General features: G+C 59.5%; 23 protein-coding genes and 1 pseudogene. 6 read left to right on the top strand and 18 right to left on the bottom strand.

The window, feature by feature from the left end; translation table 11 throughout:
* Complete coding sequence (locus tag EGY08_RS27710; RefSeq protein WP_123829224.1) at positions 1-1,581, top strand: rhodanese homology domain-containing protein; 1,581 nt, start codon at positions 1-3, stop codon at positions 1,579-1,581.
* 197 nt (positions 1,582-1,778) lie between these two features.
* Here the strand turns inward: EGY08_RS27710 and EGY08_RS27705 are convergent, their stop codons facing one another.
* From EGY08_RS27705 to EGY08_RS27665, 9 genes are all read right to left on the bottom strand, one after another.
* Positions 1,779-3,182: a DUF7594 domain-containing protein gene (locus EGY08_RS27705; protein WP_004119215.1), complete on the bottom strand. Its 1,404-nt coding sequence runs from the start codon at positions 3,180-3,182 to the stop codon at positions 1,779-1,781.
* A gap of 70 nt (positions 3,183-3,252) precedes the next feature.
* Entirely contained in the window at positions 3,253-3,987 is a 735-nt protein-coding gene (locus EGY08_RS27700; protein WP_087828222.1) for a polyphenol oxidase family protein, read from the bottom strand.
* A gap of 140 nt (positions 3,988-4,127) precedes the next feature.
* Positions 4,128-5,324: a 3-(3-hydroxy-phenyl)propionate transporter MhpT gene (gene mhpT, locus EGY08_RS27695; protein ID WP_087828223.1), complete on the bottom strand. Its 1,197-nt coding sequence runs from the start codon at positions 5,322-5,324 to the stop codon at positions 4,128-4,130.
* Between the two features lie 74 nt (positions 5,325-5,398).
* Positions 5,399-6,415 carry a 4-hydroxy-2-oxovalerate aldolase gene (gene mhpE, locus EGY08_RS27690; RefSeq protein WP_123829223.1) on the bottom strand — a complete coding sequence of 339 codons (1,017 nt, stop codon included), beginning with the start codon at positions 6,413-6,415 and terminating at the stop codon, positions 5,399-5,401.
* A complete protein-coding gene (gene mhpF / locus EGY08_RS27685) occupies positions 6,412-7,362 on the bottom strand; it encodes an acetaldehyde dehydrogenase (RefSeq protein WP_004119206.1) in 951 nt (316 codons plus the stop codon). Before mhpF ends, mhpE begins: the two co-directional genes overlap by 4 nt.
* Positions 7,355-8,161 (bottom strand): 2-keto-4-pentenoate hydratase, encoded by an 807-nt coding sequence (gene mhpD, locus EGY08_RS27680; protein ID WP_004119203.1) that lies wholly within the window; start codon positions 8,159-8,161, stop codon positions 7,355-7,357. The genes mhpF and mhpD overlap by 8 nt, the downstream gene beginning before the upstream one ends.
* A gap of 9 nt (positions 8,162-8,170) precedes the next feature.
* Positions 8,171-9,037: a 2-hydroxy-6-oxonona-2,4-dienedioate hydrolase gene (mhpC, locus tag EGY08_RS27675; protein ID WP_123829458.1), complete on the bottom strand. Its 867-nt coding sequence runs from the start codon at positions 9,035-9,037 to the stop codon at positions 8,171-8,173.
* A 17-nt stretch (positions 9,038-9,054) separates the two neighbouring features.
* A complete protein-coding gene (gene mhpB / locus EGY08_RS27670; RefSeq protein WP_123829222.1) occupies positions 9,055-9,999 on the bottom strand; it encodes a 2,3-dihydroxyphenylpropionate/2,3-dihydroxicinnamic acid 1,2-dioxygenase in 945 nt (314 codons plus the stop codon).
* A 1-nt stretch (position 10,000) separates the two neighbouring features.
* Entirely contained in the window at positions 10,001-11,665 is a 1,665-nt protein-coding gene (locus EGY08_RS27665) for a bifunctional 3-(3-hydroxy-phenyl)propionate/3-hydroxycinnamic acid hydroxylase (RefSeq protein ID WP_123829221.1), read from the bottom strand.
* Between the two features lie 191 nt (positions 11,666-11,856).
* On the opposite strand from EGY08_RS27665, the gene EGY08_RS27660 reads away from it, so the two are divergent.
* Together EGY08_RS27660 and EGY08_RS31170 are read left to right on the top strand one after the other, a co-directional pair.
* Positions 11,857-12,663, top strand: a complete 807-nt coding sequence (locus EGY08_RS27660) for a DNA-binding transcriptional regulator (RefSeq protein WP_087828227.1) — start codon at positions 11,857-11,859, stop codon at positions 12,661-12,663.
* A 96-nt stretch (positions 12,664-12,759) separates the two neighbouring features.
* Positions 12,760-12,909, top strand: a pseudogene (locus EGY08_RS31170) (hypothetical protein); the annotation flags it as partial.
* A 51-nt stretch (positions 12,910-12,960) separates the two neighbouring features.
* On the opposite strand, the gene EGY08_RS27655 reads toward EGY08_RS31170, so the two are convergent.
* The 3 genes from EGY08_RS27655 to EGY08_RS27645 form a co-directional block, all read right to left on the bottom strand.
* Positions 12,961-13,797: a shikimate dehydrogenase family protein gene (locus EGY08_RS27655; protein ID WP_004119191.1), complete on the bottom strand. Its 837-nt coding sequence runs from the start codon at positions 13,795-13,797 to the stop codon at positions 12,961-12,963.
* Positions 13,798-13,820: 23 nt separating this feature from the next.
* Complete coding sequence (locus EGY08_RS27650; protein WP_004119189.1) at positions 13,821-15,140, bottom strand: MFS transporter; 1,320 nt, start codon at positions 15,138-15,140, stop codon at positions 13,821-13,823.
* A gap of 79 nt (positions 15,141-15,219) precedes the next feature.
* A complete protein-coding gene (locus EGY08_RS27645; protein WP_123829220.1) occupies positions 15,220-17,073 on the bottom strand; it encodes a bifunctional sugar phosphate isomerase/epimerase/4-hydroxyphenylpyruvate dioxygenase family protein in 1,854 nt (617 codons plus the stop codon).
* A gap of 126 nt (positions 17,074-17,199) precedes the next feature.
* On the opposite strand from EGY08_RS27645, the gene EGY08_RS27640 reads away from it, so the two are divergent.
* Positions 17,200-17,838: a TetR family transcriptional regulator gene (locus EGY08_RS27640; protein ID WP_123829219.1), complete on the top strand. Its 639-nt coding sequence runs from the start codon at positions 17,200-17,202 to the stop codon at positions 17,836-17,838.
* 26 nt (positions 17,839-17,864) lie between these two features.
* Here EGY08_RS27640 and fumD read toward each other — a convergent pair whose 3' ends face one another.
* Positions 17,865-18,077, bottom strand: a complete 213-nt coding sequence (gene fumD, locus EGY08_RS27635) for a fumarate hydratase FumD (RefSeq protein ID WP_004119184.1) — start codon at positions 18,075-18,077, stop codon at positions 17,865-17,867.
* Between the two features lie 509 nt (positions 18,078-18,586).
* Here fumD and pykF point away from each other — a divergent pair.
* Both pykF and lpp read left to right on the top strand, forming a co-directional pair.
* Entirely contained in the window at positions 18,587-19,999 is a 1,413-nt protein-coding gene (pykF, locus tag EGY08_RS27625; protein WP_004119183.1) for a pyruvate kinase PykF, read from the top strand.
* A gap of 311 nt (positions 20,000-20,310) precedes the next feature.
* Positions 20,311-20,547 carry a murein lipoprotein Lpp gene (gene lpp, locus EGY08_RS27620; protein ID WP_003029373.1) on the top strand — a complete coding sequence of 79 codons (237 nt, stop codon included), beginning with the start codon at positions 20,311-20,313 and terminating at the stop codon, positions 20,545-20,547.
* A 64-nt stretch (positions 20,548-20,611) separates the two neighbouring features.
* Here the strand turns inward: lpp and ldtE are convergent, their stop codons facing one another.
* The 5 genes from ldtE to sufC all read right to left on the bottom strand — a co-directional run bounded on the left by ldtE (position 20,612) and on the right by sufC (position 25,340).
* On the bottom strand, positions 20,612-21,598 hold the full coding sequence (gene ldtE / locus EGY08_RS27615) for a L,D-transpeptidase LdtE (RefSeq protein WP_004119182.1): 987 nt from the start codon (positions 21,596-21,598) through the stop codon (positions 20,612-20,614).
* Positions 21,599-21,699: 101 nt separating this feature from the next.
* Positions 21,700-22,116, bottom strand: coding sequence for a cysteine desulfuration protein SufE (gene sufE / locus EGY08_RS27610; protein ID WP_004119181.1), 417 nt, complete (start codon positions 22,114-22,116; stop codon positions 21,700-21,702).
* Positions 22,117-22,127: 11 nt separating this feature from the next.
* Entirely contained in the window at positions 22,128-23,348 is a 1,221-nt protein-coding gene (sufS, locus tag EGY08_RS27605; RefSeq protein ID WP_123829217.1) for a cysteine desulfurase SufS, read from the bottom strand.
* Positions 23,345-24,619: a Fe-S cluster assembly protein SufD gene (gene sufD / locus EGY08_RS27600; RefSeq protein WP_087828230.1), complete on the bottom strand. Its 1,275-nt coding sequence runs from the start codon at positions 24,617-24,619 to the stop codon at positions 23,345-23,347. The genes sufS and sufD overlap by 4 nt, the downstream gene beginning before the upstream one ends.
* Entirely contained in the window at positions 24,594-25,340 is a 747-nt protein-coding gene (gene sufC / locus EGY08_RS27595; RefSeq protein ID WP_004119176.1) for a Fe-S cluster assembly ATPase SufC, read from the bottom strand. Before sufC ends, sufD begins: the two co-directional genes overlap by 26 nt.
* Positions 25,341-25,344: the final 4 nt, after the last annotated feature.

Raw genomic sequence — 25,344 nt, 5'->3', positions numbered from 1 at the left:
ATGCCCACCTGCTCTTATCGTCCGGCCGCACAGCTGCGCCAGGCGCTGCTTGACGGCGCCGAGCTGGCGCTGATCGACGTTCGCGAAGAGGCCGACTTTGCCCGCAGCCATCCGCTGTTTGCCGCCAATCTGCCGCTCAGCAAGCTGGAGCTGGACATTTTTCGGCGCGTACCGCGCCTGACGACGCCGATTACCGTCTATGACGGCGGCGAGGGCCTGGCAGAGCGAGCCGTCGAGCGTCTACAGAGCTGGGGCTACGAAAATGTCGCCCTGCTGGAAGGCGGCCTGCCGGGCTGGCAGCGCAGCGGCGGGGAACTGTTTCAGGACGTCAATTCGCCGAGCAAAGCGTTCGGCGAGCTGGTGGAGAGCGAGCGGCATACCCCCTCGCTGAGCGCCGGGGAAGTGAAAGCGCTGCTCGATAGCCCACAGGAGGTAGTGGTGGTCGACGCGCGCCGTTTCGATGAGTATCACACCATGAATATTCCCGGCAGCATCAGCGTGCCCGGCGGGGAGCTGGCGCTGCGCATTGAGGGGTTGGTTCCGTCATCGCAGGCGACGGTGATCGTCAACTGCGCCGGGCGCACGCGCAGCATTATCGGCACGCAGTCGCTGCGCAATGCCGGTTTGCCCAACCCGGTCTACGCGCTGCGCAACGGCACCATCGGCTGGACCTTAGCCGGGTTTGACCTTGAGCGCGCCCAGCAGCGGCGCTACGACGCCGATTTTCGCGCCCCAGCCGAACGCGCGGCGACGGTGAGACAGCTGGCGGAGCGCGCCGGAGTCACCTTTATCGATAGCCCCACCCTTCAGCGCTGGCTGCGGCAGCCCGCACGCACCACCTATCTGTTCGACGTCCGGAGTCCGGAAGAGTATGCCGCGGGCCATCTGCCGCAGAGCGTCAGCGCGCCCGGCGGGCAGCTGGTGCAGGAGACCGACCATTTCGCCAGCGTGCGCGGGGCGCGCATTGTGCTGGTTGCCGATGACGAGATACGCGCGCCGATAACGGCGTCCTGGCTGGCGCAGATGGGCTGGGAGGTGGCGGTCTTACACGATGCGCGCGCGGAAGATTTTAGCGAGCGCGGTACCCCCGCAGGCCGCGTACCGCCTGGTCCGCAGGCGGAGGAGATCTCTGCGCAGCAGCTGGCGGAACAGCTGCGGGAACCGGGCACCGTGGTACTGGATTTCACCACCAGCGCCAACTATGTCGCCCGGCACATTCCCGGCGCTTACTGGCTGATACGTTCGCAGCTGCGCCAGGCGCTGGAGGTTATCCCTTCCGCCGAACGTTACGTTGTCACCTGCGGCAGCAGCCTGCTGGCCCGCTATGCAGTGCCTGAGGTGGCGGCGTTAACCGGTAAACCGGTGCGACTGCTGAGCGGCGGCACTCTGGCGTGGATTGACGCCGGGCTTGCGCTCGAGCACGGCGAGACGCATCTGGCGACGCCGCGCAGCGATCGCTATCAGCGCCCGTATGAAGGTACCGATAACTCCCCCGGGGCAATGCAGGCCTACCTCGACTGGGAGTTCGGCCTGGTTAAACAGCTCAAGCGCGATGGCACGCACGGGTTTACGGTGTTGTGAATTTCCCCGCTCGCGCTGCGCTTAGCGGGGCTAAGGGCTCACCACCGTCGGCCATACCGTAGCCCGGACAGATGCGCAGCATCGCCTCCGGGAAATTATGCCACTCTGCGCTCTAATCCCGGGGGCGGCGCAAAGCGCCTGCCCGGGCTACGGGTCCACAGCCATCTGCGGTCCAGTAGCTCGGGGAAGGGACGCAATCAGATCTCCGGCGTATTTTTAAAGCCCATCAGCATCAGCATCGGCTCCTGCTGCGCGCCCGCCGGGTCGAAATGATAACGATTGCCCTGGCGGTCGCCGCCGATATACCACGAAATCTCGGTTTTGCCTTCCGCCAGCGCCTTGCGCACCGCTTTATCGACATCCACCATCCGGTATTCGCGTTTGGAATTGAGATACAACGACGCCTGTGAGCTGTAGTTGCAGGGTGGACGATGATTCCAGGTCACGCTGCTGGCGCTCCAGTCATTGTTCGCCGGATAGAAGAAGATCTGATCCGCGCCGTTGGTCTCCACTTTACCGCCGTAGATCCGCAGCTGATATTTAAACAGCGAGGCGTCCTGGTCCTGCGGCAGCGGCGGGATAGGAAATTTCACCAGCGTCATGGTTTCCGGGTTATGCGTCCGCCCGCCGTTTTGCCAGTTATCGCTCACCACCAGGTTTTCCGGTGCGGCGTGGGCAACCGTCGGCTCGGTGCTGTCCACCAGCGCATTCTCCTTCGCCGTCGTGAAGCGATACGGCACCGCGCTGCCGCAGTCGATCCCCTTGTTCATGCAGCGCTCGGTCATATAGTGCGCCCCTTCCACCGTCCAGCCGTTCATAAAATCCGCGTGCGCCGTATAGATACTGCCCCAGCGCTCTTCGCGCTTATCGCCGTCCATAACCGGATCCAGTGAAAGCTGAATTTTTGCGGTATCCAGCGAGGTTATCTGCGGCAGAACGTAGGCAACGTTCATATTTACCGTCGGGATTTTCACCGGATAATCACTCGGACAGGCGCCGTTGACATCATATGCCGCGTTACTGTGCCCGTGAGCCGGCTTCAGGTTGACGCCATCCCAGCAGTTGGGGAACTGAATACCGATATTAAACTGTACCGCATCGCCGCCTTTACGCAGTCCACAGACCTCCCCTGCCTGGTTGCTGTAGCCTTTCCCGTTGGCGCACAAAAACGTAATCCGCGAGCTGGGGGCCGAGCCATGATGGTCTCCCGCCAGCAGTTCGAGACCCGCCGGGAACGGTTGCAGCGGATACTGTTCCACTTTGCTGGTCTGATAGTAGGTTTTTTGATACGCCGGCGTCACCACCTGACCATCCGGCAGCTTCATTGACGGCACCCAGTAGGCGGAACTGTCGGCCTTGTTATCGCAGGTGGTTTCCGGCTGGTCGCGCAGGGTTTGATAGGTGGAAACCGCATCGGTATGGGTATTACCAAAAAAATCATGCCACATGGCCTGATTCGGTTTGCCGAACATCATGATGGCGTCATCGCCCAACGTGTGGTGATATGCGCAGACCACATGGGCCTGCGGGCCAGCATGAGCGGAAAACGCGCTGGCGGCCAGCAGCGGTGCGAAACATACAGCGAACGGGTTCAATTTCATTTTGCAATCCTCCTTGTTTGAAGGAGTGCAGAGATAGCAAACGACCGCCGATGTTACACATCATCAAACATCATTTCGTCTCACCAGGCTCGCGCATGATCCATGAATACTGAAATGATTTCGGCGCCGGAAAATGCGTACGCCGGCGATACGACCCCAGCAGTTGCGGCGTACAGTAGGTACAGCTCCCCAGCCACTCCATGTTTTCATCCGGCACGCCCGCCTCGCGCAGCAGGAGACGCGCAAAGGCTCGCAGATCGAACCAAAAATTGTCGTCACCGGTCGCTTTCGCCTGTTCACCCTCCGACGCCGCCTGATGGGGCAGGAAAAGCTGCTGCCGATGGCGTTTTGCCAGTTCGCCGGCGGGCATCGCCAGCAGCGCCTGGTAGAAGTCGCCGGTGACTTCATAGCAGCAGGCATGAATATGCGGCCCGCTCACCACCACCAGATCTTGCGGGTCGACGTGATAACGCTGAAACAGCGCGAGGCTATTGTCGATAATTCCGCTGGCCGCGCCGCGCCAGCCTGCGTGTACGCTGCAGACATAGCGCCCGTCTCGCGACGCCATCAGCAGCGGCAGACAGTCGGCGGTCACCACGCCCATCTTCTGCCCGCTGACGGCGGTAAACATCGCATCGGCGTGGGGTCGCTCCGCCTGCGGCGCCCGATACTCATGCACGATATTGCTGTGAACCAGTTTAACCGGCGCCATTTCGCTATAGGGAAAGGCGGCGGTTTCATGAACGTCGAGAAAGGCGTAGCGGATACCGGGGATATCGCTTAGTAAGCGGGATGTAAAAGACATGATGCTCGGAAGAATCAATGGATGATGATTTAACCTATGCCAAAGTGGATGGATGCGCAAGGTGGATTCCCGGGCTACCAGCCCGGTAGCCCGGGCAAGGCGCGGCTTTATCGCGCCGCCCCGGGAATCAGCGAAAATGCTCAGGCCAGCGCCGCGCGCTTTTGTCGGCTCATCAGCCAGAATACCGCCGCCCCCGCCAGCAGAATACCGGGAGCAGACGCGGCCATCACGCCCACGGTTCCGGTGCCCAGCGCCAGCATTTTGCCCGCCAGCAGCGGGCCGCTCATCGCGCCAAGACGGCCGATCGCCACCGCCGTTCCTACGCCGGTGGCGCGGATTTCGGTGCGATAGAACAGCGGAGCCAGCGCGTAAAGCACGCTCTGTCCGCCAGTGGCAAACAGTCCGGCGACAAAGCCGGAGAAGAGCATTGCGGTCAGCGAGGACGCGGTCCCCAGCGCCAGCAGCGACGCCAGCATGCCGGTATAGATCAGCAGCGACATCCACAGCGGGCTGAGCTTATCCATCAGCGCCCCTAGCAGCAGCGTGCCGCAGGCGGCGCCAAACTGCAGGACAAACATCACTCCCGCCGCCTCGCTGGCGCTGAACCCCTGGCCGACTAGCAGCATCGGCAGCCAGTTGATCAGCATATAGACCACCAGCAGCGTGAAAAAATAGCACAGCCACAGCAGCAGCGTGGCGGTAGCATTGCCCGGCGCGAGGAGCGTGCGCAGCGGCACGCCCTGCGCGCTGCGCTGAAACACCGGCGATTCCGGCAGCCAGCGCAGCAGCAGCGGCACCAGCAGCAGCGGAACGATACCGCCGACCCAGAACACCGTTTGCCAGGCGGCGGCGAGGCCGAAAAAGCCCAGCGCCGCCGCCAGCGCCGCGCCAATGGGCACGCCGCAATACATCAGGCTGACCGCCCTGCCGCGAAAGCGCGGACCGGCGGCTTCCGAGGTGAGCGCAATCAGATTCGGCAGCGCCGCGCCCAGGCCGACGCCGGTCAGCAGTCGCGCCAGCAGCAGCGTCGGATAATTCCACGCCAGCGCGGTAGCGATTGAGAACAGGCCGAAGAGCAGCACCGAACCCAGCAGAATTCGCTTGCGGCCATAGCGATCCGCCAGCATGCCGCCCACCAGCGCGCCGGGCAGCAGGCCGAGGATCCCGGCGCTGAAGATCCAGCCCATCTGCATTTTATCCAGCGCGAACGCCTGCGCCATGCCAACGGCGGCGATCCCCGCCGCCTGCAGATCCAGCCCTTCCATCAGAGCCACCATAAAACAGAGCCCGACGGTTAACATCAGGCGCGAATTGCTTGCAGTCGTTGTTTGGGTCATAGGGTACCTTTGCGATATCCGGACAAGCGGAGCAGATGAATGGCGGCTGATACGTTGCCAGCCGCGCGTTGCTTTTATTGATGACGATTGAGCAGATCCAGCGCGACGTCGACGATCATATCCTCCTGACCGCCCACCATCCGTCGCTTGCCGAGTTCGACGAGAATATCCACCGCGCTCAGGCCGTAGCGCCCGGCTGCTACTTCGCTGTGGCGCAGAAAGCTGGAGTAAACCCCGGCATAGCCCAGCGCCAGCGTTTCGCGGTCAACCCGCACCGGGCGGTCCTGCAGCGGGCGCACCAGCTCATCGGCGGCATTCATCAGAGCGTACAGATCGGTACCGTGATTCCAGCCGAGCTTGTCGGCGGCGGCGATAAACACCTCCAGCGGCGCGTTGCCCGCCCCGGCCCCCATCCCCGCCAGGCTGGCGTCGATACGGTCGCAGCCCTCTTCCACCGCGACGATGGAGTTGGCCACGCCGAGGCTCAGGTTATGGTGCGCGTGCATCCCGGTGGCGGTTTCCGGCTTCAGCACCGCCTTGAGGGCGCGGAAACGATCGCGGATATCGTTCATATTCATCGCTCCGCCGGAATCGACCACGTAAATACAGGTCGCGCCGTAGGACTCCATCTTCAAGGCCTGCTGCGCCAGCTGCTCCGGAGTGGTCATATGGCTCATCATCAGAAAGCCTACGGTGTCCATGCCCAGTTCGCGGGCAAAGGCGATATGCTGCGCGGAAACATCCGCCTCGGTGCAGTGGGTCGCCACCCGCACTACCCGCGCTCCGGCCTGATAGGCGTTTTTCAGATCGTACAGCGTGCCGATGCCGGGCAACAATAAAGTGGCGATTTTCGCCTGGCTGACCGACTCCGCCGCCGCTTCAATCCACTCCAGGTCGCTGTGCGCGCCGAAGCCGTAGTTAAAACTGGAACCCTGGAGCCCGTCGCCGTGGGCCACTTCTATCGAATCGACGCCCGCGCTGTCCAGCGCCCGGGCAATCTGGCGCACATTGTCGAGCGAGTACTGATGGCGAATCGCGTGCATCCCGTCGCGCAGGGTCACGTCTGAGATAAAGAGTTTTTTACCATTCATGCTGCTTCTCCCGCCGTGTCGTTCATCGCCTGGGCCATTTTCTCCGCCGTCGCCAGCGCCGCCGATGTCATAATGTCGAGGTTGCCCGCGTAGGCGGGCAAATAGTGCGCCGCCCCTTCAACCTCAAGGTAAACCGCCGTTTTCAGGCCGGAGAAGCGGCCGACCCCCGGCAGGTTTACCGGTTTATCATCCGGGATGACCTCAAACTGCACCTGCTGCTTCAGGCGATACCCTGGCACATAAGCCTGCACCGCCGCCGCCATCTCGGCGATCGACGCGGCAATTTCCTGCTGCGACGCCGCTTCGCTCAGGACATACACGGTATCGCGCATCATCAGCGGCGGCTCCGCCGGGTTCAGCACGATAATCGCTTTACCTTTCGCCGCCCCGCCGACTTTCTCGATGGCCTGCGAGGTGGTCTCGGTGAACTCATCAATGTTAGCGCGCGTCCCCGGCCCGGCGGATTTGCTGGCAATCGAGGCGATGATCTCCGCATAGTGGACCTTCGCCACCCGGGAGACCGCCGCCACCATCGGGATCGTCGCCTGGCCGCCGCAGGTGACCATATTGACGTTGCCCTCGGCAAGGTTGGCCTCGAGGTTAACCACCGGCACGCAGTACGGGCCGATGGCCGCCGGGGTCAGGTCAATAACGCGGATCCCCGGTTTAGCTTCGCGCAACGCGGCATCGTTTTTTACGTGCGCCCCGGCGCTGGTGGCGTCAAAAACAAAATCGATATCGGCGAATTCGGCCATCCGCATCAGGCCGCCAACGCCCTCGTGCGTGGTGGCGACGCCCATGCGCCGGGCGCGGGCAAGGCCGTCTGATTCCGGGTCAATGCCGACCATTACCGCCATCTCCAGATGCTGCCCGTGGCGCAGTATTTTGATCATTAAATCGGTGCCGATATTACCGGAGCCGATAATGGCGACTTTACGTTTACTCATCACTCTCTTCCTCTTTGGCGACAAAGGTTGCCGCCACTGAACCTATACCGTCGATATGGGCGGCAAAACGATCGCCGGCGTTAATCGCCACCATCGGGCCTAACGCTCCGGTCAGCACGATATCGCCCGCCCGCAGCGGCTCGCCGAGGCTGGCCATTTTGCGCGCCAGCCATACCGCCGCGTTCAGCGGGTGGCCAAGACATTCGCTGCCCCGCCCGCTGGAGACCTCCTCCTCATTACGGGTCATGCGCATCGCGCAATTTTTCAGGTCCAGCCCGTCCGGACGCCGCGCCGGGCTGCCCAGCACGTAAACGCCGCAGGAGGCGTTATCGGCGACCGTGTCGACGAAGCCAATCGACCAGTCGCGGATACGGCTGCCGACCACTTCCAGCGCCGGCAGTACCCAGTCGATGGCGGCGTAAAGCTCATCAAAGGTAGTATCGGTATGCGGCAGATCGCGTTTCAGCAGCAGGGCGATTTCGGCCTCCACCTTCGGCTGCAGCACCCGGGAGAACGGGACCTCGGCGTTATCGCCATAGCACATATCGGCAAATAGAGTGCCGAAGTCCGGCTGGTCAACGCCCAGTTGCTGCTGCACTTTCGGGTGGGTCAGTCCCACCTTGCGCCCCACCACCCGGCGGCCGTTCGCCACGTGGTGCTGCACGTTCATCCGCTGGATGGCGTAGGCCGCTTCCGCGTTGTCAACGCCAAGCGTATCGCGCAGCGGTTCAATGGCCTGACCGCGCGTTTCGGCATCGCGCAGCCGCTGCGCCAGTTGTTCAAGAGATAAAGTTGTCATCAGGATTCCTCAGGGACGCGCCAGAAAGTCGAGCACCAGCTGGTTAAAGCTCTCCGCGTGCTCCCACTGAGCCCAGTGGCCGCAGTCGCGATAGATATGCAGCTCGGAACCGTTAATGCCCGCCAGCAGGCGCAGCCCGGCGTCCATCGGCACGAAGCGATCGTTACGCCCCCAGACGATCAGGGTTTGCGCGCGGATTTCGCCAAGACGCGGGCTAAAATCCGGGAACTGTTTCGGGTTGGCTTCCAGGCTTTTGACGAAGTTATCCAGATGTTCCCTGCGCGACAGCATATTGTTGAGGCGCGCGTCGAACAGGGCTTCGGTCAGATCGCGAGTATCGAAGACAAAGATGTTCATCATCTTTTTCAGGTTTTCGATGGTCGGCTCACGGTAGAGGCCGTTCAGCAGCTTGATGCCTTCCGTCGGCATCGGCGTAAACAGGCTCATGCCGCCGGTTCCGCCGCCCATCAGCACCAGTTTGCCGACGCGCTCCGGCCAGGTCAGGGTGAATGCCACCGCGCTGTGGCCGCCCATCGAGTTGCCCAGCAGATGCACCTTGCTGATATCCAGCTGGTCAATCACGCTTTTCAGCACCCTGGCGTTCAGGTCGGAACGCGAGCCGCGGTTGACGATAGAATCGCTTTTTCCCCAGCCGGGGCAGTCCAGCAGAATGACCCGGTAGCCCGCCTCCACCAGCGGGTCGATATTGCGGCTAAAGTTGGCCCAGCCGGTGGCGCCAGGGCCGGAGCCGTGCAGCAGGACCACCGTTTCGTCCCCCTGGCCGCAGTCGTTAAAATGGATGCGTAATGTTTCTCCGCCCTCTTCCACGTTGAGGAAACGGCTGGTGGCGGCTTCGGTTTGCGGTTGGTAGCTCATCATCTTCTCCCGTTAATTCAGTTCTGCGCGGCGGCGCTCAGCGAGCCAAACCCGGCAATCCACTCGGGGATTGGTCGGTAATAGCGGCCTTCGCAGCGCCAGCGGCCAAATGCGGATAGCGCGGCAAAAGCGGCCACCCAGGTTTTAATTTCGTGCGTTGATTTCCCGGCCATCGCCGACAGCTCTTCGTTACTGACGGCGTCCAGCTCCGTCAGCCGCCCCTGCTCCAGCAGGCTCATAAAGCGGATATCCCAGACCGGATTGAGCGGATAGAGCGAGTTCTGGTCATCGATAAACTGCTTCGCCGCGCTAATGACCCGCTGCTGGCGCAATTCACGCTCGTCCGGTGGCAGCTGCCTGCCGCTGCCCAGCAGCCGGTCGCGCATATGGGCATCGGCCTTCGCCAGCTCCGGTACCGGCGGCTGATGCGACAGGCCGCCGGAGCCGAGAATTAATACCCGCTTATTGAGGGTGGTTAGAAAGCGGCCAATGGCTTCGCCCAGCATGCGGGTACGCTGAAAGCCCGGCAGCGGCGAGGCGACGCCGTTAATAAACACCGGCAGAACCGGCAGCCTGTCGAGCCCGCCGAGCAGGAACTCCAGCGGCTGCGCAAAGCCGTGGTCCACCTGCATGCAGTAGGAGACCGCCAGATCGATACCGTCCTTGATCACCGCGTGGGCGCAGGCCTCCGCCAGCGCCGTCGGCACCGGCAAAACGCCGCTGGCGCTGCTGAAGTCGCCGATAGAGGTCGCTCCGATGCCTAAACAAAACGGCGGCATCACATCGTAGAAAAAACCGTTGTAGTGATCGGGGGCAAACAGCACCACCAGCTCCGGGTCGAAGGCGGCAATGCGCGCCCGCGCGTCGGCGATGGTGCCGTTCACTTCGTCCAGCACCGCCTGTTCCGGGTCAACGTAGCCCACTAGCGGGGTATGCGAGAGGCAATGAAGATACGCGTTCATATCAGGCCACCTGTTCAATCGTCGTTGCTGCCTGCGTGGCGGCCAGCTGCATCTTGCGTGCCAGCGCGTCGAGCTTTTTGCTCAGGGTTTGCGGGATGGCCACGGTGGCGACGAAGCGGTCCGGACGCACCACGGCGATGGCGGTATCGTGCTGCGCGAACCAGCTTTTCAGGCGGTTTTGCGTATCACCGAGGCGGATGACGCCGGGCACGTTGTCCTGATCGCAATGAATCTGTACTTCTGGCACCACCTGGATAAACCGCACGCCGACGGCGCGCCAGCGGGCTATCTGCTCATCGTTAAGCCCCCACAGCGGGTTGCTGCCCCAGGCGATGATGGCAAAGTTCGCGCCCATCACCTCATCCAGCAGCGTCACCTGACCGCCCTCCAGCGTGACCTTCGGCTGGATAAACATTTTGCCTACCGGGGACGTTTTGCCTTCGCCTTCCGCCAGCAGCGCGCCTTCGCGATACTGCGGCATCGGCTTGAAGCGCATTTCCAGGAAGTAGCGTTTAACCGGCGGCAGATAGTTGAGCAGCCACGAAATACCGTCGCGCACCGCGCCGTGCCAGCGTTTCGGCGGCACCAGCACGTTGCCGGCGGTCACCGACAGGTCGATCATCGCTTTGGCATGATCGCGCCGTTCCTGCTGGTAGCTGTCGAGCAGCGCCTCGCCAGCTTTGCCCCTCACCACCAGCGCCAGCTTCCACCCCAGGTTAAAGGCGTCGCGCATGCCGCTGTTATAGCCTTGCCCCTGCCAGACCGGCATGATGTGCGCGGCGTCGCCCGCCAGCAGCACGCGATCGACGCGAAAGCGTTCGGCGATGCGCGCGTTATGGGTGTAGACGCGCTGGCGGATCGGCTCGACGTTGTCCGGGTCCGGCAGCACCTTGCTCAGTAGCTGGCGCATCTTGTGCGGCTCGCTGAGCTGGGCTTCGGTTTCGCCGGGCATCACCATAAATTCAAAGCGCCGTACCCCGTGCGGCAGCGCGGCTGACACGTACGGACGCACCGGATCGCAGCACAGATAGACGTGCGGCGTCGCCAGCGGGTCGTTGGCAATATCGATAACAATCCACTGATTCGGCGCGGTTTTACCTTCGAAGGGGATATTGAGCGTGCGGCGAATCAGGCTCGCTCCGCCGTCGCAGGCCACCAGCCAGTCGGCGCGCACGGTTTCATGTTCGCCGGCGCTGCCTTTGAGATTCAACGTGACGGTGTCACTATTTTGGCTAAAAGCCTCCACTTCACGGGAAAACAGGCAACGCACGTGGGGGAAGCGGCTAAGGCCTTCGTACAGCACCCCATCAACCTGCGGCTGAATAAACGCGTTGCGCCGCGACCAGCCAAACTCGTCGGTCATCGGTTGAATATCGGCAAAGCAGCGCCCTTTCGGCGTCATGAAGCGCATCGCGTGCCACGGCGTGGTATGCGGCAATACCTTGTCCACCAGGCCCACCGCCTGCATTGCCCGCAGCGACTCATCGTCAATACCGATGGCGCGGGGATAGTCGATCAGCGACTCAAGCTTCTCAATCAGCAGGACGCTCACGCCCATCTGCCCGAGGTAGTTGGCGATGGTCAGGCCAACCGGACCGGCGCCGACAATCGCGACCTGGGCGGTGTGCTGTACGGCCGGTTGAATATCAGGATTAGATGTTGTCATTTTCAAAACCTCACGCTTCGAACGCATTGCCAACATTGCAGAAGAATCAATGCGGGCAACTTGTTAACCAAATGTGAATATATTTTTATAGTGAGGTCAGTATAGGGGCGATGATTTGCGCTACAATCAAAACATCACATAACGTGCACCAGGTGCACATTATTGTTTAATATGATTTTTACAGAGGAAGCATGGACCAAAATTCGTCGGCGGATTACAAAACGGTACGCGGTTTAAGCCGCGGGTTATTGTTATTAAATTTGTTAAATAAATTCGACGGAGGCGCGACGGTCGGCACCCTGGCCGAGTTTAGCGGCCTGCACCGCACCACCGTCAGGCGGCTACTGGAAACGCTACAGAACGAGGGTTACGTGCGCCGCAGCCGCTCCGATGACAGCTTCCGGTTGACGATTAAAGTGCGTCAGTTAAGTGAGGGATTTCGTGACGAACATTGGATTTCTGCCCTCGCCACGCCGCTGCTTGGCGAGCTGCTGCGGGAGGTTTTATGGCCCACCGATATCACGACTCTGGACGTCGATGCGATGGTCGTGCGCGAAACTACTCACCGCTTCAGCCGCCTCTCCTTCCACCGCGCGATGGTCGGCCGCCGCCTGCCGCTGCTGCTGACCGCCTCCGGATTGACCTGGCTGGCCTTCGCCCCGGAACATGAACGAAGCCCGATCGTTGAGATGCTGGCCGCCAGGCCGGAAGCGGAGTATCAGCTGGCGCGCGAGCCGGAGAAGCTGGTCGCCATCCTCGAACGCACCCGGCAAAACGGCTACGGTGAAAACTTTCGCGGCTGGCAGCAGGAGGAGAAAATCGCGTCCATTGCCGTCCCCATTCGCCGCCAGCAGCGGGTCATCGGCTGCCTGAACCTGGTGTATATGGCCCAGGCCATGACTATCGACCAGGCGGCGCAAAAGTACCTCGCCTCGTTGCAAAAGGTCGCCAGCCGAATAGAGGAACGGATGTCCGATGAAGAGGTTTTTTACCAATAACCTTGTTCTTTAGCGGTAAATAGCCCGTCAGCCATCGCGCTCGGCATTGTTGTGTACTTTAATATATAACGATTATTCATTGCTAATGAGCCCATCATGTCCAGACATCCGCGCGTTTTCTTCGTCCTGACGCTATAAAGCGCCAGCCTGTTCGCCGGCCAGGCCTTTGCCGACCGCACCCTCACCGACCAACTGGGCCGGAAAGTGCCCCTCCCCGACCACGTCACCCGCGGCGTGGTGTTCCAATCGTTATATAACTATAAATATAACGATAGAGTAACGCAGGTTCAGATCGGTTTAGTAGGAAATCTCCGCCAGCTCGCGCAACTGTTCCGGCGTCGCTACCGGCAGGTTAAAAAAACGCAGATAGGCAGGGATCATTTCAAACAGCATGTCGGTGCCGCGCTGAATGGGACAACCCGCCGCCCGCGCCGCCTGCAGTAACGGGGTGAACTCCTGGGCCATGACCACTTCGCCGACAAAGGTTCCCGGCGTCAGGCGCTGCGGATCTAACGGCAGCGGATCGCCCTCTTTCATCCCCAGCGGCGTGGCGTTGACCACCAGATCGTGCCCCTGCGGATCGCGCTGCATCAGCGTAATATCCAGCCGAGGATAGTGCTGAAGCAGACGCCCGGCCAGCGCTTCAGCCGTCTGTGCCTGGACGTCGTACAACGTCAGGGCGCTAACCCCTGCCGCCGCCAGCGAAGCGGCAATGGCCGACCCGACGCCGCCGCTGCCTACCACCAGCGCCCGGGCGCCGCGCGTCGCGAATCCTTTACGTTTGATACCGAGGACAAAGCCTTCGCCGTCAAACATATCGCCGCTCAGCGTACCGTCGGCTTCGGCACGAATCGCGTTGCACGCCCCCGCTATCGCCGCCGTTGGGCTCAGACGCTGCACCAACCCGCAGGTGGCGATTTTGTGCGGCATGGTGACCAGCGCGCCAATAATATTAGTCATCTTAAACAGCATCGGCACAAAGGCGGCATAATCCTCGGGCTTGACGCCCATCGGCACCACTTTGGCGTCAACCTGCTGATGAACCAACCACGGGTTGTAAATCATCGGCGCTTTAAACTTCGCGGTCGGGTAGCCAAGATGCGCTATCAGCCGCGTATTTCCACTAATCACCATTTGCTGCTCCTTTTGCTACTGCGCTACTGCGAAAGTTCGATACGTTTAACATCGCCGAGAATAAACAGATAGGCCGCTACGCCCAGCAGCGCGGCGCCGCCGATATAAATAAGCGCGTAAAAGAAGTTGCCGGAGGCCGCAACGATAAAACCGATAATCAGCGGCGTAAGGATCCCGGCAAGGTTAGCGCAGAAGTTAAACAGGCCGCCGGTCAGACCGCCAAGGCCCTTCGGCGCGATATCGGAGATTAATGTCCAGCCCAGCCCGACCATCCCCTGACCAAAGAAGGCGAACGACATCACCATGATCACCGCCAGATCGCTGGTCAGCCAGTTGGCGGCAATAATGGTACTCGCCATCAGCAGACCGGTGATAATCGGCAGCTTACGCCCGAGGTTTGCCGAGCCGGTGGCCTTCAGCAGCTTATCCGAAACCCAGCCGCCGAACATGACGCCGCCCGCCGCCGCGAGAAACGGCATGATGGCGAAGAAGCCGACTTTGATCCACGGCATATGGCGCTCGGTGGCCAGATAGGTCGGGAACCAGGTGAGGAAGAAGACCAGCACCGTATTACCGGCAAACTGCCCGATGCTGGCGCCAAGAATCTGCCGTTTAGCCAGCAGTTGGCGAACCAGCGGCCAGCTAAAGGCGGTATGCTGCTCCGCGCCGGTGGACATTCCGCCACCGTTGACGATGTGCTCGCGCTCCAGCTGATTAAGATGCTTATCCTCATGCGGCTCGCGGTAACAACGCCACCACACCAGCGCAAACAACACCCCGGCGGCGCCGACGCTAATAAACAATGCCCGCCAGCCGAAGCTGCCCATAATCCAGAACAGCAGCGGCGCAAAACAGGCCAGCCCGAGATATTCGCCGACGGTATAGACCGCCGTCGCCTTGGCGCGCTCCTGCTGCGGAAACCAGGCGCTCACTACCCGGCTGTTAACCGGGAAACAGGGCGCTTCGCTGACGCCGAGGCCAAAGCGGCACAGCAGCAGACTCTTCAGGCCAACCGCCAGGCCGTGGAACATGGTGAATAGCGACCACAGGGTCAGCGCCAGAAAATAGGTGACTTTATTACCGAAGCGGTCAAGGAAGATGCCGCCGGGGATCTGCGCCAGCGCGTAGGTCCAGGCAAAGGCGGAGAACACGATGCCCATCATTGCGGCATCAATCCCCAGTTCAGCGGTCAGCTGCGGCGCGGCGATACCCAGCACCGTGCGGTCGAGATAGTTGATCATGGTGCCGACGGCCAGCAGCGCAAGAATACCGATACGCCGCCGGGAAGGCCGCACGTCGGACGCGGCGGCGGCCGTCGTCTGATTGTGGCTATAAGAGTTCATAGTCGTTTCCTGTCATAGGGTACAGCCGGATGTTGTTATTGTGTTTGCGACATTGGGTTGTGAACCATCTGCTACATTACTAGGTGTACTGCATTGCTGACAAGCGTACAGCTGCATTTACAGCACCATAAAGTGCGTAACCGTTGCGCCGCTCGGTCAATTCAAAGAAAAAGCGTCCGGCAGAAAATGGGCGGGTATAAAGATGCAGGAACTCCCCGCCGTCGCCGTCACGGTCATAAAGAATTTGATGATTCTTCAAAAGGTTAACCTGAGCACCTTCGCCAAAACGGGCCAGCAGATCTTCATAATAGTTCGCCGGAATGGGCAGCGCGTCGACCGCAATCTGCGGCAGGCCGGCGAGGGTGGCGGGTAAATCGCGGCAGGCAAACGCCGCGTGCTGTAAACCGGCGCCCTGATAACAGGCGACCGAACGGGCAATTTGCGTGGCGCGGCTTTGCGAAATATTGAGCGCGAGGCGAATGTCGCCCTGCGGACTGCGCACCGCCAGGCTGCGCACCAGCCCGTAAGGATCGGGCAGGGTCTGCTCATGTTCGAGCGTAAAACCGAATACGCTGCGAAAAAAGATAATCCAGTTATCGCGACTGTCCGCTTCCATGCCGAGAGCCAGATGATCGATACCGCGATAATCGTCGCGCGGCGTGAGGTTCGCGCGCAGATGAAAATCGCGGGTATAGATGTCGTCCCCCACCTCAATCAGATAAATGAGGCTGCCGTCCGGCGCGCAAACCGCCGGGATCGGGCTTTCATTCGGCCCGGCATCGCCCTGCCAGGTGGCGTAGCCGTATGCGCGGGCGCGTTCCACGATCGCCGCGCTCTGGCTGACGCGCAGCGCCATGGCGCAGAGGGAGACCCCGTGACGCTGGTGAAAATGGTCGGCCCAGCTGTGCGGCTGTGCGTTGACTATCACCCGCGCCCCGCCGTTGCGCCAGAGGGAGACCCGTTTTGAGCGATGGCTCCCCTCCTCGGCAAAGCCGAGCTGCGTCAACCTTTGTCCAAGTTCGTCCGCCTGCGCCGGCGTAGCGGCAAACTCGATAAACTCCAGCCCGGCGTAGAGGGGGAGTTCAGCGGGCGAAAATAGCGGCACCTGACTTTCCGGCAGCCGCTGACGGACCTGCTCTTCCAGCCACAGCAGCGAGCGATAGCCATCTTTCGCCGTCGCGCCGTTGGGCGACGCCCGGAAGCTGTCGTTGAAAATTTCCAGCGACCAGGGACCGCGATAGCCGCAGCGGGTAAGATCGCAGGCAAAATCCACCAGCGGCAGTTGCCCCTGACCGGGAAAGCAGCGGAAGTGCCGGCTCCACTCCAGAATATCCATTTTCATCAGCGGCGCATCGGCCATCTGCACAAAGGTGATTTTTTCCGGCGGCACTTCCCCCAGTCGCTGCAGCGTATCGCCGCGCGCCAGTACGTGGAAGCTGTCGAGCACAATGCCCAGCGCCGGACTGTTGACGCTATTGACCCGTGACCAGGCCTGATGCCAGCGGTTGACGTGGGTACCCCAGGCCAACGCCTCGTAGCCGATGCGGATTTGTTCCTGCTCCGCCAGTTCAGCCAGGGCGCGCAAATCCGCGATCTGCAGCTCGACGTCGGCGGAACAGTCCGGCTGAACATTGCTGCACAGCAGCATAGTGTCGCAGCCCAGCTCATGCATAAGCGCAAATTTGCGCCTGGCGCGTTCCATATTGGCGGCGAACTGGCTGCGGCTGACGCCTTCAAAATCACGAAACGGTTGAAAAAGCGTGATTTTTAGCCCTAAATCTGCCGCCAGATGGCGGATATCGGCCGGCGTACCGGTATAATAGAGCAGATCGTTTTCGAAGATTTCGACGCCCTGATAGCCCGCCGCTGCGATGGCATGGAGCTTTTCGGGTAAGGTACCGGAGATCGAGACGGTGGCGATGGAGCGCAACATAGTGTCCTCGGGTCATTGGCTGAGGTAATGACCTGAATATGTATCATTTGGTTCAATCGCGCCATGGTTGGTTGCTAAATTGTGATCAATATGTGTATTTTTTGCATCTCAAGAAAAGGAGCCGTTATGTCCGTCGTTGCTCATGACGAAGCGCAGTCTCTGAAAGAGCGGATCTTCGCCGCCGCCATTATCGTTTTCGCCGAGCTTGGACTGTCGGGGGCGCGGATGGAGCAAATCGCCACCGAAGCGCAGACCACCAAACGCATGGTGGTCTATTACTTCAAGACGAAAGAGCAGCTTTATCAGGCCGTGCTGCAGCACGTCTACGCCAGGATCCGCGAAACCGAGCAGCAGCTTGGGCTGGAAAACGTGCCGCCGGTCGAGGCGCTGGTGCAACTGGTGAAGTGGAGCGTGCGCTATCACGCCACTCACGCCGACTATATGCGGGTCATCTGTATGGAAAACATGCAGCGCGGGAAGTGGCTAAAAAGCTCGGGCCAGCTGAAACCGCTAAACCGCACCGCCCTGTCGATTCTGGAAGATATTCTGCAGCGCGGCCAGCGGCAGGGAGTGTTTCAGGCGGGGCTGGAAGCGCGCGATGTGCATCGATTGATCAGCAGCTTTAGCTTCTATCAGGTGTCGAACTTTTACACCTTTAGCAGCCTGTACCTGGACGATCCGATGCCGGCGATTGATGATGAGGCGATGGTTGCCCACCACTGCGAGATTGCGGTGAAAGCGGTGGTTCGCTTTGTGATTTCCTGAAGCACGCGGGTAGTGCTCAGCGGCGGCTAGTTTCCAGAAAGCGCGTGGACAACTTTCTCCATCGCTTCCTGCGCCAGGGCGGAACGCTTGATCTTTGGGTTCGCGAGGGCGGTACGCACCACGCCGGCGATAACGATATGCTTCGGCTCCTGGCCCAGGTCGCGCATCTCCAGCACGACTTTACCGACCACCCGGCACATTTCCTGATACAGCGCCTCATCTTTGGCTGTGTTTCCCATCGTATTCCGCTCTCAAATTTTCATTATCAATCAAATCATTATTGATATATTTCCCGATTAAAGCAAACCAGCGTGCCGTTTCCGCGTCAGAGACCGCTTTTCCCGGGCAAACTTGTGAATAAACCCGCGTTTCTACTCTGTTTATCTTGTCAGATGATGAAAAAATGTGTTGCGCATAAGCATAGGATTAGTTTGCATTTTGTTAAGTATGTAACTATAGAAATGAAACATCGTTTTCATTTTCTTTTTTGGATTTGGCAACGTATAATGCCCGGCAAATTCTTATTGAATGGTTTCAGCGCATTGGATTGCATGACTAAACGCATAACACGTTGCCTCTTTTCATGGGCTGAACCGCCAGCACACATTCTTCTGCACGCTCTTTTGTTGTCACCTATCCTTAGAGCGTGGCATAGCAACTTTCGTAATACAGGTTTAACTCTGCGGCAGTGCGCCCACGGAGTCAGATTCCCCATCCCTATCCTTCACAACTTAAAGATTAAACTGTCATGAAAAAGACCAAAATTGTTTGCACCATCGGTCCGAAAACCGAATCCGAAGAGATGTTGACCAAAATGCTGGACGCGGGCATGAACGTTATGCGTCTGAACTTCTCTCACGGTGACTATGCGGAACACGGTCAGCGCATCCAGAACCTGCGCAATGTGATGAGTAAAACCGGTAAGAAAGCGGCAATCCTGCTGGACACCAAAGGTCCGGAAATCCGTACCATTAAGCTGGAAGGCGGCAACGACGTCTCCCTGAAAGCGGGCCAGACCTTCACCTTCACCACCGATAAATCCGTTGTCGGTAATAACGAAATCGTTGCGGTGACCTATGAAGGCTTCACCAGCGACCTGAGCGTTGGCAATACGGTACTGGTTGACGATGGTCTGATTGGTATGGAAGTGACCGCTATCGAAGGCAACAAAGTTGTTTGTAAAGTGCTGAACAACGGCGACCTCGGCGAGAACAAAGGCGTTAACCTGCCGGGCGTATCTATCGCGCTGCCGGCGCTGGCTGAAAAAGATAAACAGGACCTGATCTTCGGTTGCGAGCAGGGCGTTGACTTTGTTGCGGCATCCTTTATCCGTAAGCGTTCTGACGTTGTTGAAATCCGTGAGCACCTGAAAGCCCACGGCGGCGAGAAGATCCAGATCATCTCCAAAATCGAAAACCAGGAAGGCCTGAACAACTTCGACGAAATCCTCGAAGCCTCTGACGGCATCATGGTTGCGCGTGGCGACCTGGGCGTTGAAATCCCGGTTGAAGAAGTGATCTTCGCGCAGAAGATGATGATCGAAAAATGTATCCGCGCGCGTAAAGTCGTTATCACCGCGACTCAGATGCTGGATTCAATGATCAAAAACCCGCGTCCGACCCGTGCGGAAGCAGGCGACGTGGCCAACGCCATCCTCGACGGCACCGACGCAGTTATGCTGTCCGGCGAATCCGCGAAAGGTAAATACCCGCTGGAAGCGGTCACCATCATGGCGACCATCTGTGAACGTACCGACCGCGTCATGACCAGCCGTCTTGAGTACAATAACGACAACCGTAAGCTGCGCATCACCGAAGCGGTGTGCCGCGGTGCGGTAGAAACGGCTGAGAAACTGGAAGCGCCGCTGATCGTTGTGGCAACCCAGGGCGGTAAATCCGCGCGCGCCGTACGTAAATACTTCCCGGATGCCACCATCCTGGCGCTGACCACCAACGAAACTACCGCGCGTCAGCTGGTGCTGAGCAAAGGCGTTGTGGCGCAGCTGGTTGAAGATATCTCCTCTACCGATGCGTTCTACATCCAGGGTAAAGAACTGGCGCTGCAGAGCGGCCTGGCGCGTAAAGGCGACGTGGTTGTTATGGTTTCCGGCGCGTTAGTCCCGAGCGGAACCACCAATACCGCTTCCGTGCACGTGCTGTAATAATTTACAGGTTAATTAGTATTTCCTTTAAAAGCGCCTCTCGGGGCGCTTTTTTTTATTCCGGCACTAGCCGCTATTAATAAAAATGCAAATCGGAATTTACTATTTAACGCGAGATTATCTAAGATGAATCCGATGGAAGCGCGCTGTTTTCACTCGCCTTTTTAAAGTTACGTGATGATTTCGATGCTTCTTTGAGCGAACGATCAAAAATAAGCGTATTCAGGTAAAAAAATATTCTCATCACAAAAAAGTTTGTGTAATACTTGTAACGCTACATGGAGATTAACTCAATCTAGAGGGTATTAATAATGAATCGTACTAAACTGGTACTGGGCGCGGTAATCCTGGGTTCTACTCTGCTGGCTGGTTGCTCCAGCAATGCTAAAATCGATCAGCTGTCTTCTGACGTTCAGACTCTGAACGCTAAAGTTGACCAGCTGAGCAACGACGTGAACGCAATGCGTTCCGACGTTCAGGCTGCTAAAGATGACGCAGCTCGCGCTAACCAGCGTCTGGACAACGCAGCTACTAAATACCGTAAGTAATAGTATCTGTGTAATAAAAATGGCGCACACTGTGCGCCATTTTTTTTGCCTTATCTTTTCCCGCCTACTGCACCCTTTTCGCTTCATCTACCGGCGTATTATTCTGCACCGACAGGCTCGACGCAGTGCTTCCGCTGGCGGATACCACCACCGGATATCCTGCCCGCCGGGTCAGCGCGCGTTTAAGCTGCGCCTCATCAACCGCGTTATCCCCCGCAAACTGATGAAACTCCGCCGGAAGCGTATAGGCCATAGTCTGCGCGTTGCTGGTCTCATCAGGCGTCAACGGGCGATGAACTTCAACATAGCGCTTACCGTCCGGCTCCACGGCGAATTTGACCGGCTGGTTGATTATCCGCACCGGCGTGCCGCTTTTCACCTGATTGAATAAAGCCTGGATGTCCGCTGCGTTCATGCGCATGCAGCCGGAGCTTACGCGCAGGCCGACGCTGTCCGGCGCGCTGGTGCCATGAATAAGATATTCACCGTTGCCGTACGCCAGACGGAGCGCATAGCGACCTAGCGGGTTATTCGGCCCTGCGGGCACCACCGGCGGCAGTTTAATCCCCTTCTCCAGCGAACGGGCGCGGATACCCGCCGTCGGCGTCCAGGTGGGGTTCGGGATTTTCTGCCCGATACGGGTCGTCATCTCCGGGGTTTCCAGCCCCTGCTGACCAATCCCCAGGGGATAGACCTGCACCTGATTGACGCCCGGCGGGAAGTAGTAGAGGCGCAGTTCCGCCAGGTTGACGACGATGCCCTCACGCGGCACGTCCGGCAGCAGCATCTGCGAAGGTATCAGCACCTGAGTACCCGGTTTAGGCTGCACCGGCGCAATGGTATCGTTCGCTTCGAGGATCAGCATTGCCGCCGTATCAAAACGACGGGCAATCGCCTGCAGGTTGCGGTCGCCCTCTTGTACCGTCCAGAACTGGTTCTCACCAATCAGACGACTATTGGCTGGAGGAAGAGGATAATCAACGGCCCAGGCTGCGTGTGACGCGCTGAGGGCGCTCAGAAGAGCTATGGTGATGAGAGAAGCGCGTTTCATACTGAGATTCCTTCTTTCGCTGATAAAACGCCAGGCCTGTTATGCACGACGGGAGGCTAGCCTCCCGTCGTGCATAACAGAATGAAATCTACTGTTTTATTCTAGCTAAGATTTACAGCTTTCGCGCGAATTGCGCGGATCATGGCTTCCAGTCCTTGCGACCGCGAGGGGGTAAGATGCTGCGTCAGGGCCATTTTTTCAAACCACGGACGCACGTCAAAAGCGGTGATATCTTTGGCCGTCATCTGGTCATAAAGGATAAATACCACCGCGATGAGTCCTTTGACGATAGCCGCGTCGCTGTCGCCGCGAAGCGCGATAGCCCCGCTCTGCTCCTGCGCCATCACGATCCACACCTGACTCTGGCAACCCTGAATGATATTCTGGGCGGTGTGTTCCTCCGGGCTCAGCGGCGCCAGGCGCTGTCCCAGCTCAATAATATAGAGGTATTTCTCTTCCCAGTTCGCGCAACGGTTAAAGTTGCGCAGCAGTTTGTCTCTGTCCGGTAACGCCGCCATAGTCGCTTCCTTTAGCTTAGTAATTTGCGGATCCGCTGTAGCCCCGCCGCCAGCCGGTCCACCTCTTCCGTGGTATTGTACATCGCCAGCGATGCCCGGCACATGGACGGAACCCCGTAGAACGCCATTAGCGGCATGGCGCAGTGGTGCCCGGTCCGCACCGCGATACCGTAATTATCAAGGAAGCTGCCGACATCGTAGGCATGATGTTTGCCGAGATTAAAGGCAATCACCCCCAGACGATTTGGCGGGCCGTAAAGGGTTAAATCCGCCACGCTCTCCAGCGCCTGCAGCGCGTAACGCATCAGGGTTTGTTCATATTCCGCGATATGCGTCAGCCCCAGCGCGCTGACGTAATCCAGCGCCGCGCCCAGTCCAATAATACCACCGGTATTCGGCGTTCCCGCCTCGAAGCGCCACGGCGCTTTTGCCCATGTGGTGCCTTCCGTCAGGCTGACGGTGGCGATCATCGACCCGCCCCCTTCCCACGGCGGCATCGCCTGCAAAATGTCCTGTTTGACGTAGAGCACGCCAATCCCGGTAGGGCCATACAGCTTGTGCGCGGAGAAAGCGTAAAAATCGCAGTCCAGCGCCTGAACATCCACCGGATGGTGCATAACTGCCTGCGCACCGTCCACCAGTACCTTCGCGCCGTGCTGATGGGCTAAAGCCGCCAGGGCGGCGATTGGGTTTTCGGTGCCCAACACGTTAGACACCTGGGTGATGGCCAGCAGGCGGGTGCGATCGTCAAACAGGCCGGGGATCGCATCCAGCTGCAGGGTTCCGTCCTGATTCAGCGGGATCACCCGCAGCTGCGCCCCCACTCTGGCGCACAGCATCTGCCACGGCACGATATTGGCGTGATGCTCCATCGCGCTGACGATGATGTTGTCGCCCGCGCCGACGTTGGCGTTTCCCCAGCTGTTCGCCACGAGGTTAATGCCTTCCGTGGTGCCGCGAACAAACACCATCTCTTCCGCCGAGCGGGCGTTGAGGAACGTCGCCGCCTGCTGGCGCACCTGCTCCATGCTCGCCGTGGCTTCCGCGCTGAGGGTATGAATGCCGCGATGCACCGCCGCATAGCCGTGGCGGTAAAATTCCGCCTCGGCGTTAATCACCGCTTCCGGCTTCTGCGCGCTGGCGGCGCTGTCGAGATAGGCCAGCGGCTGGCCGTTCACCTCGCGATGGAGTAGCGGAAAATCGGCGCGCACGCGTTCCACAGAAAATGTCATAGGTTACCTCCCGGCAGACGCTGGCCGATACGCGCCAGTATTTGCTGCCTGAGCGCCTCATCGCCGATCGCTTCGGTGAGCTCGGCGGCAAAGGCGTAAAGAATCATCTGCTGCGCCGCCTGCTGCGTAATGCCGCGCGAGCGCAGATAAAACAGCTGTTCGTCATCAATACGCCCTATGGTCGCGCCGTGGCTGCACTTCACGTCGTCAGCGTAAATCTCCAGCTGCGGTTTGGTATCCACTTCCGATAAGCGGCCGAGCAGCAGGTTGTTGTTGGTCATCTGGCCATCGGTTTTGATCGCATGCGGCGCGACGTTAATCAGGCCGTTAAACACCGCCCGCCCTTTGTCGTTGACGATGGTTTTATGCAGCTGGCGGCTGTTGCAGTATCCGACTTTATGATCGAGCCAGGTGCGGCTGTCGCAGACTTCGCCGTTGACCGGCATCGCCAGCGAGTTAATTCGCAGGTTGCTGTTTTCTCCATTCAGCCGCGTGCTGGTGTGGTGGCGGAGCACCGAGCTCCCGAGGAGAAAACTGCTGCTGAAGGCGGAGCTGTCACGCCCGATCGCCAGGTCGTTGTGGGCAAAGTGGTAGCTTTGCGCATTCTCAAACGCCAGCTTGATATGCTGCAGGTGGGCGTTATCCGCCACGGCCATCGTCAGCCTTGCGCCGGTAAAGTGGCGCTGGTCGTTGAGGCTCAGATAGTGCTCGATGATGGTCGCCTGCGCGCCGCTCTCCAGTTCCAGATGATGGCGATAGTGGGCGGTATTCATTTCATCGCCCGCCAGCCCGCGCGTCAGGTGCATAATCAGCAGCGGTTTTTGCGGGCGCTGGTTGCGCCTGACCCGAATGCGGGTGACGGTGGTCGCCAGGCTTTCGGTCAAATGCAGAAAGACTTCGGGCTGAACGGCGTCAGGCAGTTGTTGACGCTCGTTATCCACCTGCACGTCATAGCCGCTGGCGGCCAGATCGTCGCTCAGGCTGTCGCTAAACTGGCCGTCGACAAACACCAGGCGCCATGCCTCCACTGTTAGCGCCTGCGCGTCACGCTGGGCCGCCGTCAGCGCCTGCGGAGGAGCAGCGACAAAGGTCTGATTCAGTAACGCGTCCAGCGGAGTATATTTCCAGTTTTCATGTTTACGCGTTGGCAGGCCCAGCCGCAGCAGCTGCTGCAGATGCTGATGCGCCTGCGGGCTGCGCTGCCCGCTTTGCGACTCAAACAGATGGTGCCACTGTTGCAGCGCGTTACTGCTGTTCGGTAAGCCAGCCATAGCCCTGCTCCTCCAGTTGTTTGACCAGCGTAAAGTCGCCGGATTTGACGATCCGCCCCTGGTACAGCACGTGGACGTAATCCGGCTTGATATAGTCGAGAATGCGCTGATAGTGGGTAACGATGATAAACGCGCGCTTACCGTCGCGCAGGGCGTTAACGCCGTCAGAGACAATCTTCAGCGCGTCAATATCCAGCCCGGAGTCGGACTCGTCGAGGATACACAGCTCCGGTTCCAGTACCGCCATCTGCAGGATATCGTTGCGCTTTTTCTCACCGCCGGAGAAGCCGACGTTAACCGAGCGGGTCAGCAGATCCTCGGGCATTTTCAGCAGCTTAATTTTGTCTTCCATCAGGTCCTGAAAGTCAAAGCGGTCAAGCTGCTCCTGGCCGCGGTAGCGGCGCACGGCGTTCAGCGCGGTTTGCAGGAAAAACTGATTGCTGACCCCGGGAATTTCCACCGGATACTGGAAGGCCATGAAGATGCCTTCGCCGGCGCGATCCTCCGGGGCGAGCTCCAGCAGATCTTTGCCTTTAAACTCCACGCTACCGCCGGTCACTTCATAGTCTTCACGTCCGGCCAGGGTGGCGGACAGGGTACTTTTGCCGGACCCGTTCGGCCCCATAATGGCGTGCACTTCGCCGGGACGAACGTCCAGATTCAGTCCGCGCAGAATCTCTTTATCTTCGACGGCGACCTGCAAATTTTTAATACTTAACATCTTA

This window comes from Klebsiella sp. FDAARGOS_511, from assembly GCF_003812845.1.
Lineage (GTDB): Bacteria > Pseudomonadota > Gammaproteobacteria > Enterobacterales > Enterobacteriaceae > Klebsiella > Klebsiella grimontii.
Note: the sequence above shows the minus strand (reverse complement) of the source record. Positions and strands in the feature narration are given on the sequence as shown.

Coding starts and splice junctions, on each gene's coding strand:
- EGY08_RS27710 (WP_123829224.1), top strand. CDS start 1: ATGCCCACCTGCTCTTATCGTCCGGCCGCACAGCTGCGCCAGGCGCTG.
- EGY08_RS27705 (WP_004119215.1), bottom strand. CDS start 3,182: ATGAAATTGAACCCGTTCGCTGTATGTTTCGCACCGCTGCTGGCCGCC.
- EGY08_RS27700 (WP_087828222.1), bottom strand. CDS start 3,987: ATGTCTTTTACATCCCGCTTACTAAGCGATATCCCCGGTATCCGCTAC.
- mhpT (WP_087828223.1), bottom strand. CDS start 5,324: ATGACCCAAACAACGACTGCAAGCAATTCGCGCCTGATGTTAACCGTC.
- mhpE (WP_123829223.1), bottom strand. CDS start 6,415: ATGAATGGTAAAAAACTCTTTATCTCAGACGTGACCCTGCGCGACGGG.
- mhpF (WP_004119206.1), bottom strand. CDS start 7,362: ATGAGTAAACGTAAAGTCGCCATTATCGGCTCCGGTAATATCGGCACC.
- mhpD (WP_004119203.1), bottom strand. CDS start 8,161: ATGACAACTTTATCTCTTGAACAACTGGCGCAGCGGCTGCGCGATGCC.
- mhpC (WP_123829458.1), bottom strand. CDS start 9,037: ATGAGCTACCAACCGCAAACCGAAGCCGCCACCAGCCGTTTCCTCAAC.
- mhpB (WP_123829222.1), bottom strand. CDS start 9,999: ATGAACGCGTATCTTCATTGCCTCTCGCATACCCCGCTAGTGGGCTAC.
- EGY08_RS27665 (WP_123829221.1), bottom strand. CDS start 11,665: ATGACAACATCTAATCCTGATATTCAACCGGCCGTACAGCACACCGCC.
- EGY08_RS27660 (WP_087828227.1), top strand. CDS start 11,857: ATGGACCAAAATTCGTCGGCGGATTACAAAACGGTACGCGGTTTAAGC.
- EGY08_RS27655 (WP_004119191.1), bottom strand. CDS start 13,797: ATGGTGATTAGTGGAAATACGCGGCTGATAGCGCATCTTGGCTACCCG.
- EGY08_RS27650 (WP_004119189.1), bottom strand. CDS start 15,140: ATGAACTCTTATAGCCACAATCAGACGACGGCCGCCGCCGCGTCCGAC.
- EGY08_RS27645 (WP_123829220.1), bottom strand. CDS start 17,073: ATGTTGCGCTCCATCGCCACCGTCTCGATCTCCGGTACCTTACCCGAA.
- EGY08_RS27640 (WP_123829219.1), top strand. CDS start 17,200: ATGTCCGTCGTTGCTCATGACGAAGCGCAGTCTCTGAAAGAGCGGATC.
- fumD (WP_004119184.1), bottom strand. CDS start 18,077: ATGGGAAACACAGCCAAAGATGAGGCGCTGTATCAGGAAATGTGCCGG.
- pykF (WP_004119183.1), top strand. CDS start 18,587: ATGAAAAAGACCAAAATTGTTTGCACCATCGGTCCGAAAACCGAATCC.
- lpp (WP_003029373.1), top strand. CDS start 20,311: ATGAATCGTACTAAACTGGTACTGGGCGCGGTAATCCTGGGTTCTACT.
- ldtE (WP_004119182.1), bottom strand. CDS start 21,598: ATGAAACGCGCTTCTCTCATCACCATAGCTCTTCTGAGCGCCCTCAGC.
- sufE (WP_004119181.1), bottom strand. CDS start 22,116: ATGGCGGCGTTACCGGACAGAGACAAACTGCTGCGCAACTTTAACCGT.
- sufS (WP_123829217.1), bottom strand. CDS start 23,348: ATGACATTTTCTGTGGAACGCGTGCGCGCCGATTTTCCGCTACTCCAT.
- sufD (WP_087828230.1), bottom strand. CDS start 24,619: ATGGCTGGCTTACCGAACAGCAGTAACGCGCTGCAACAGTGGCACCAT.
- sufC (WP_004119176.1), bottom strand. CDS start 25,340: ATGTTAAGTATTAAAAATTTGCAGGTCGCCGTCGAAGATAAAGAGATT.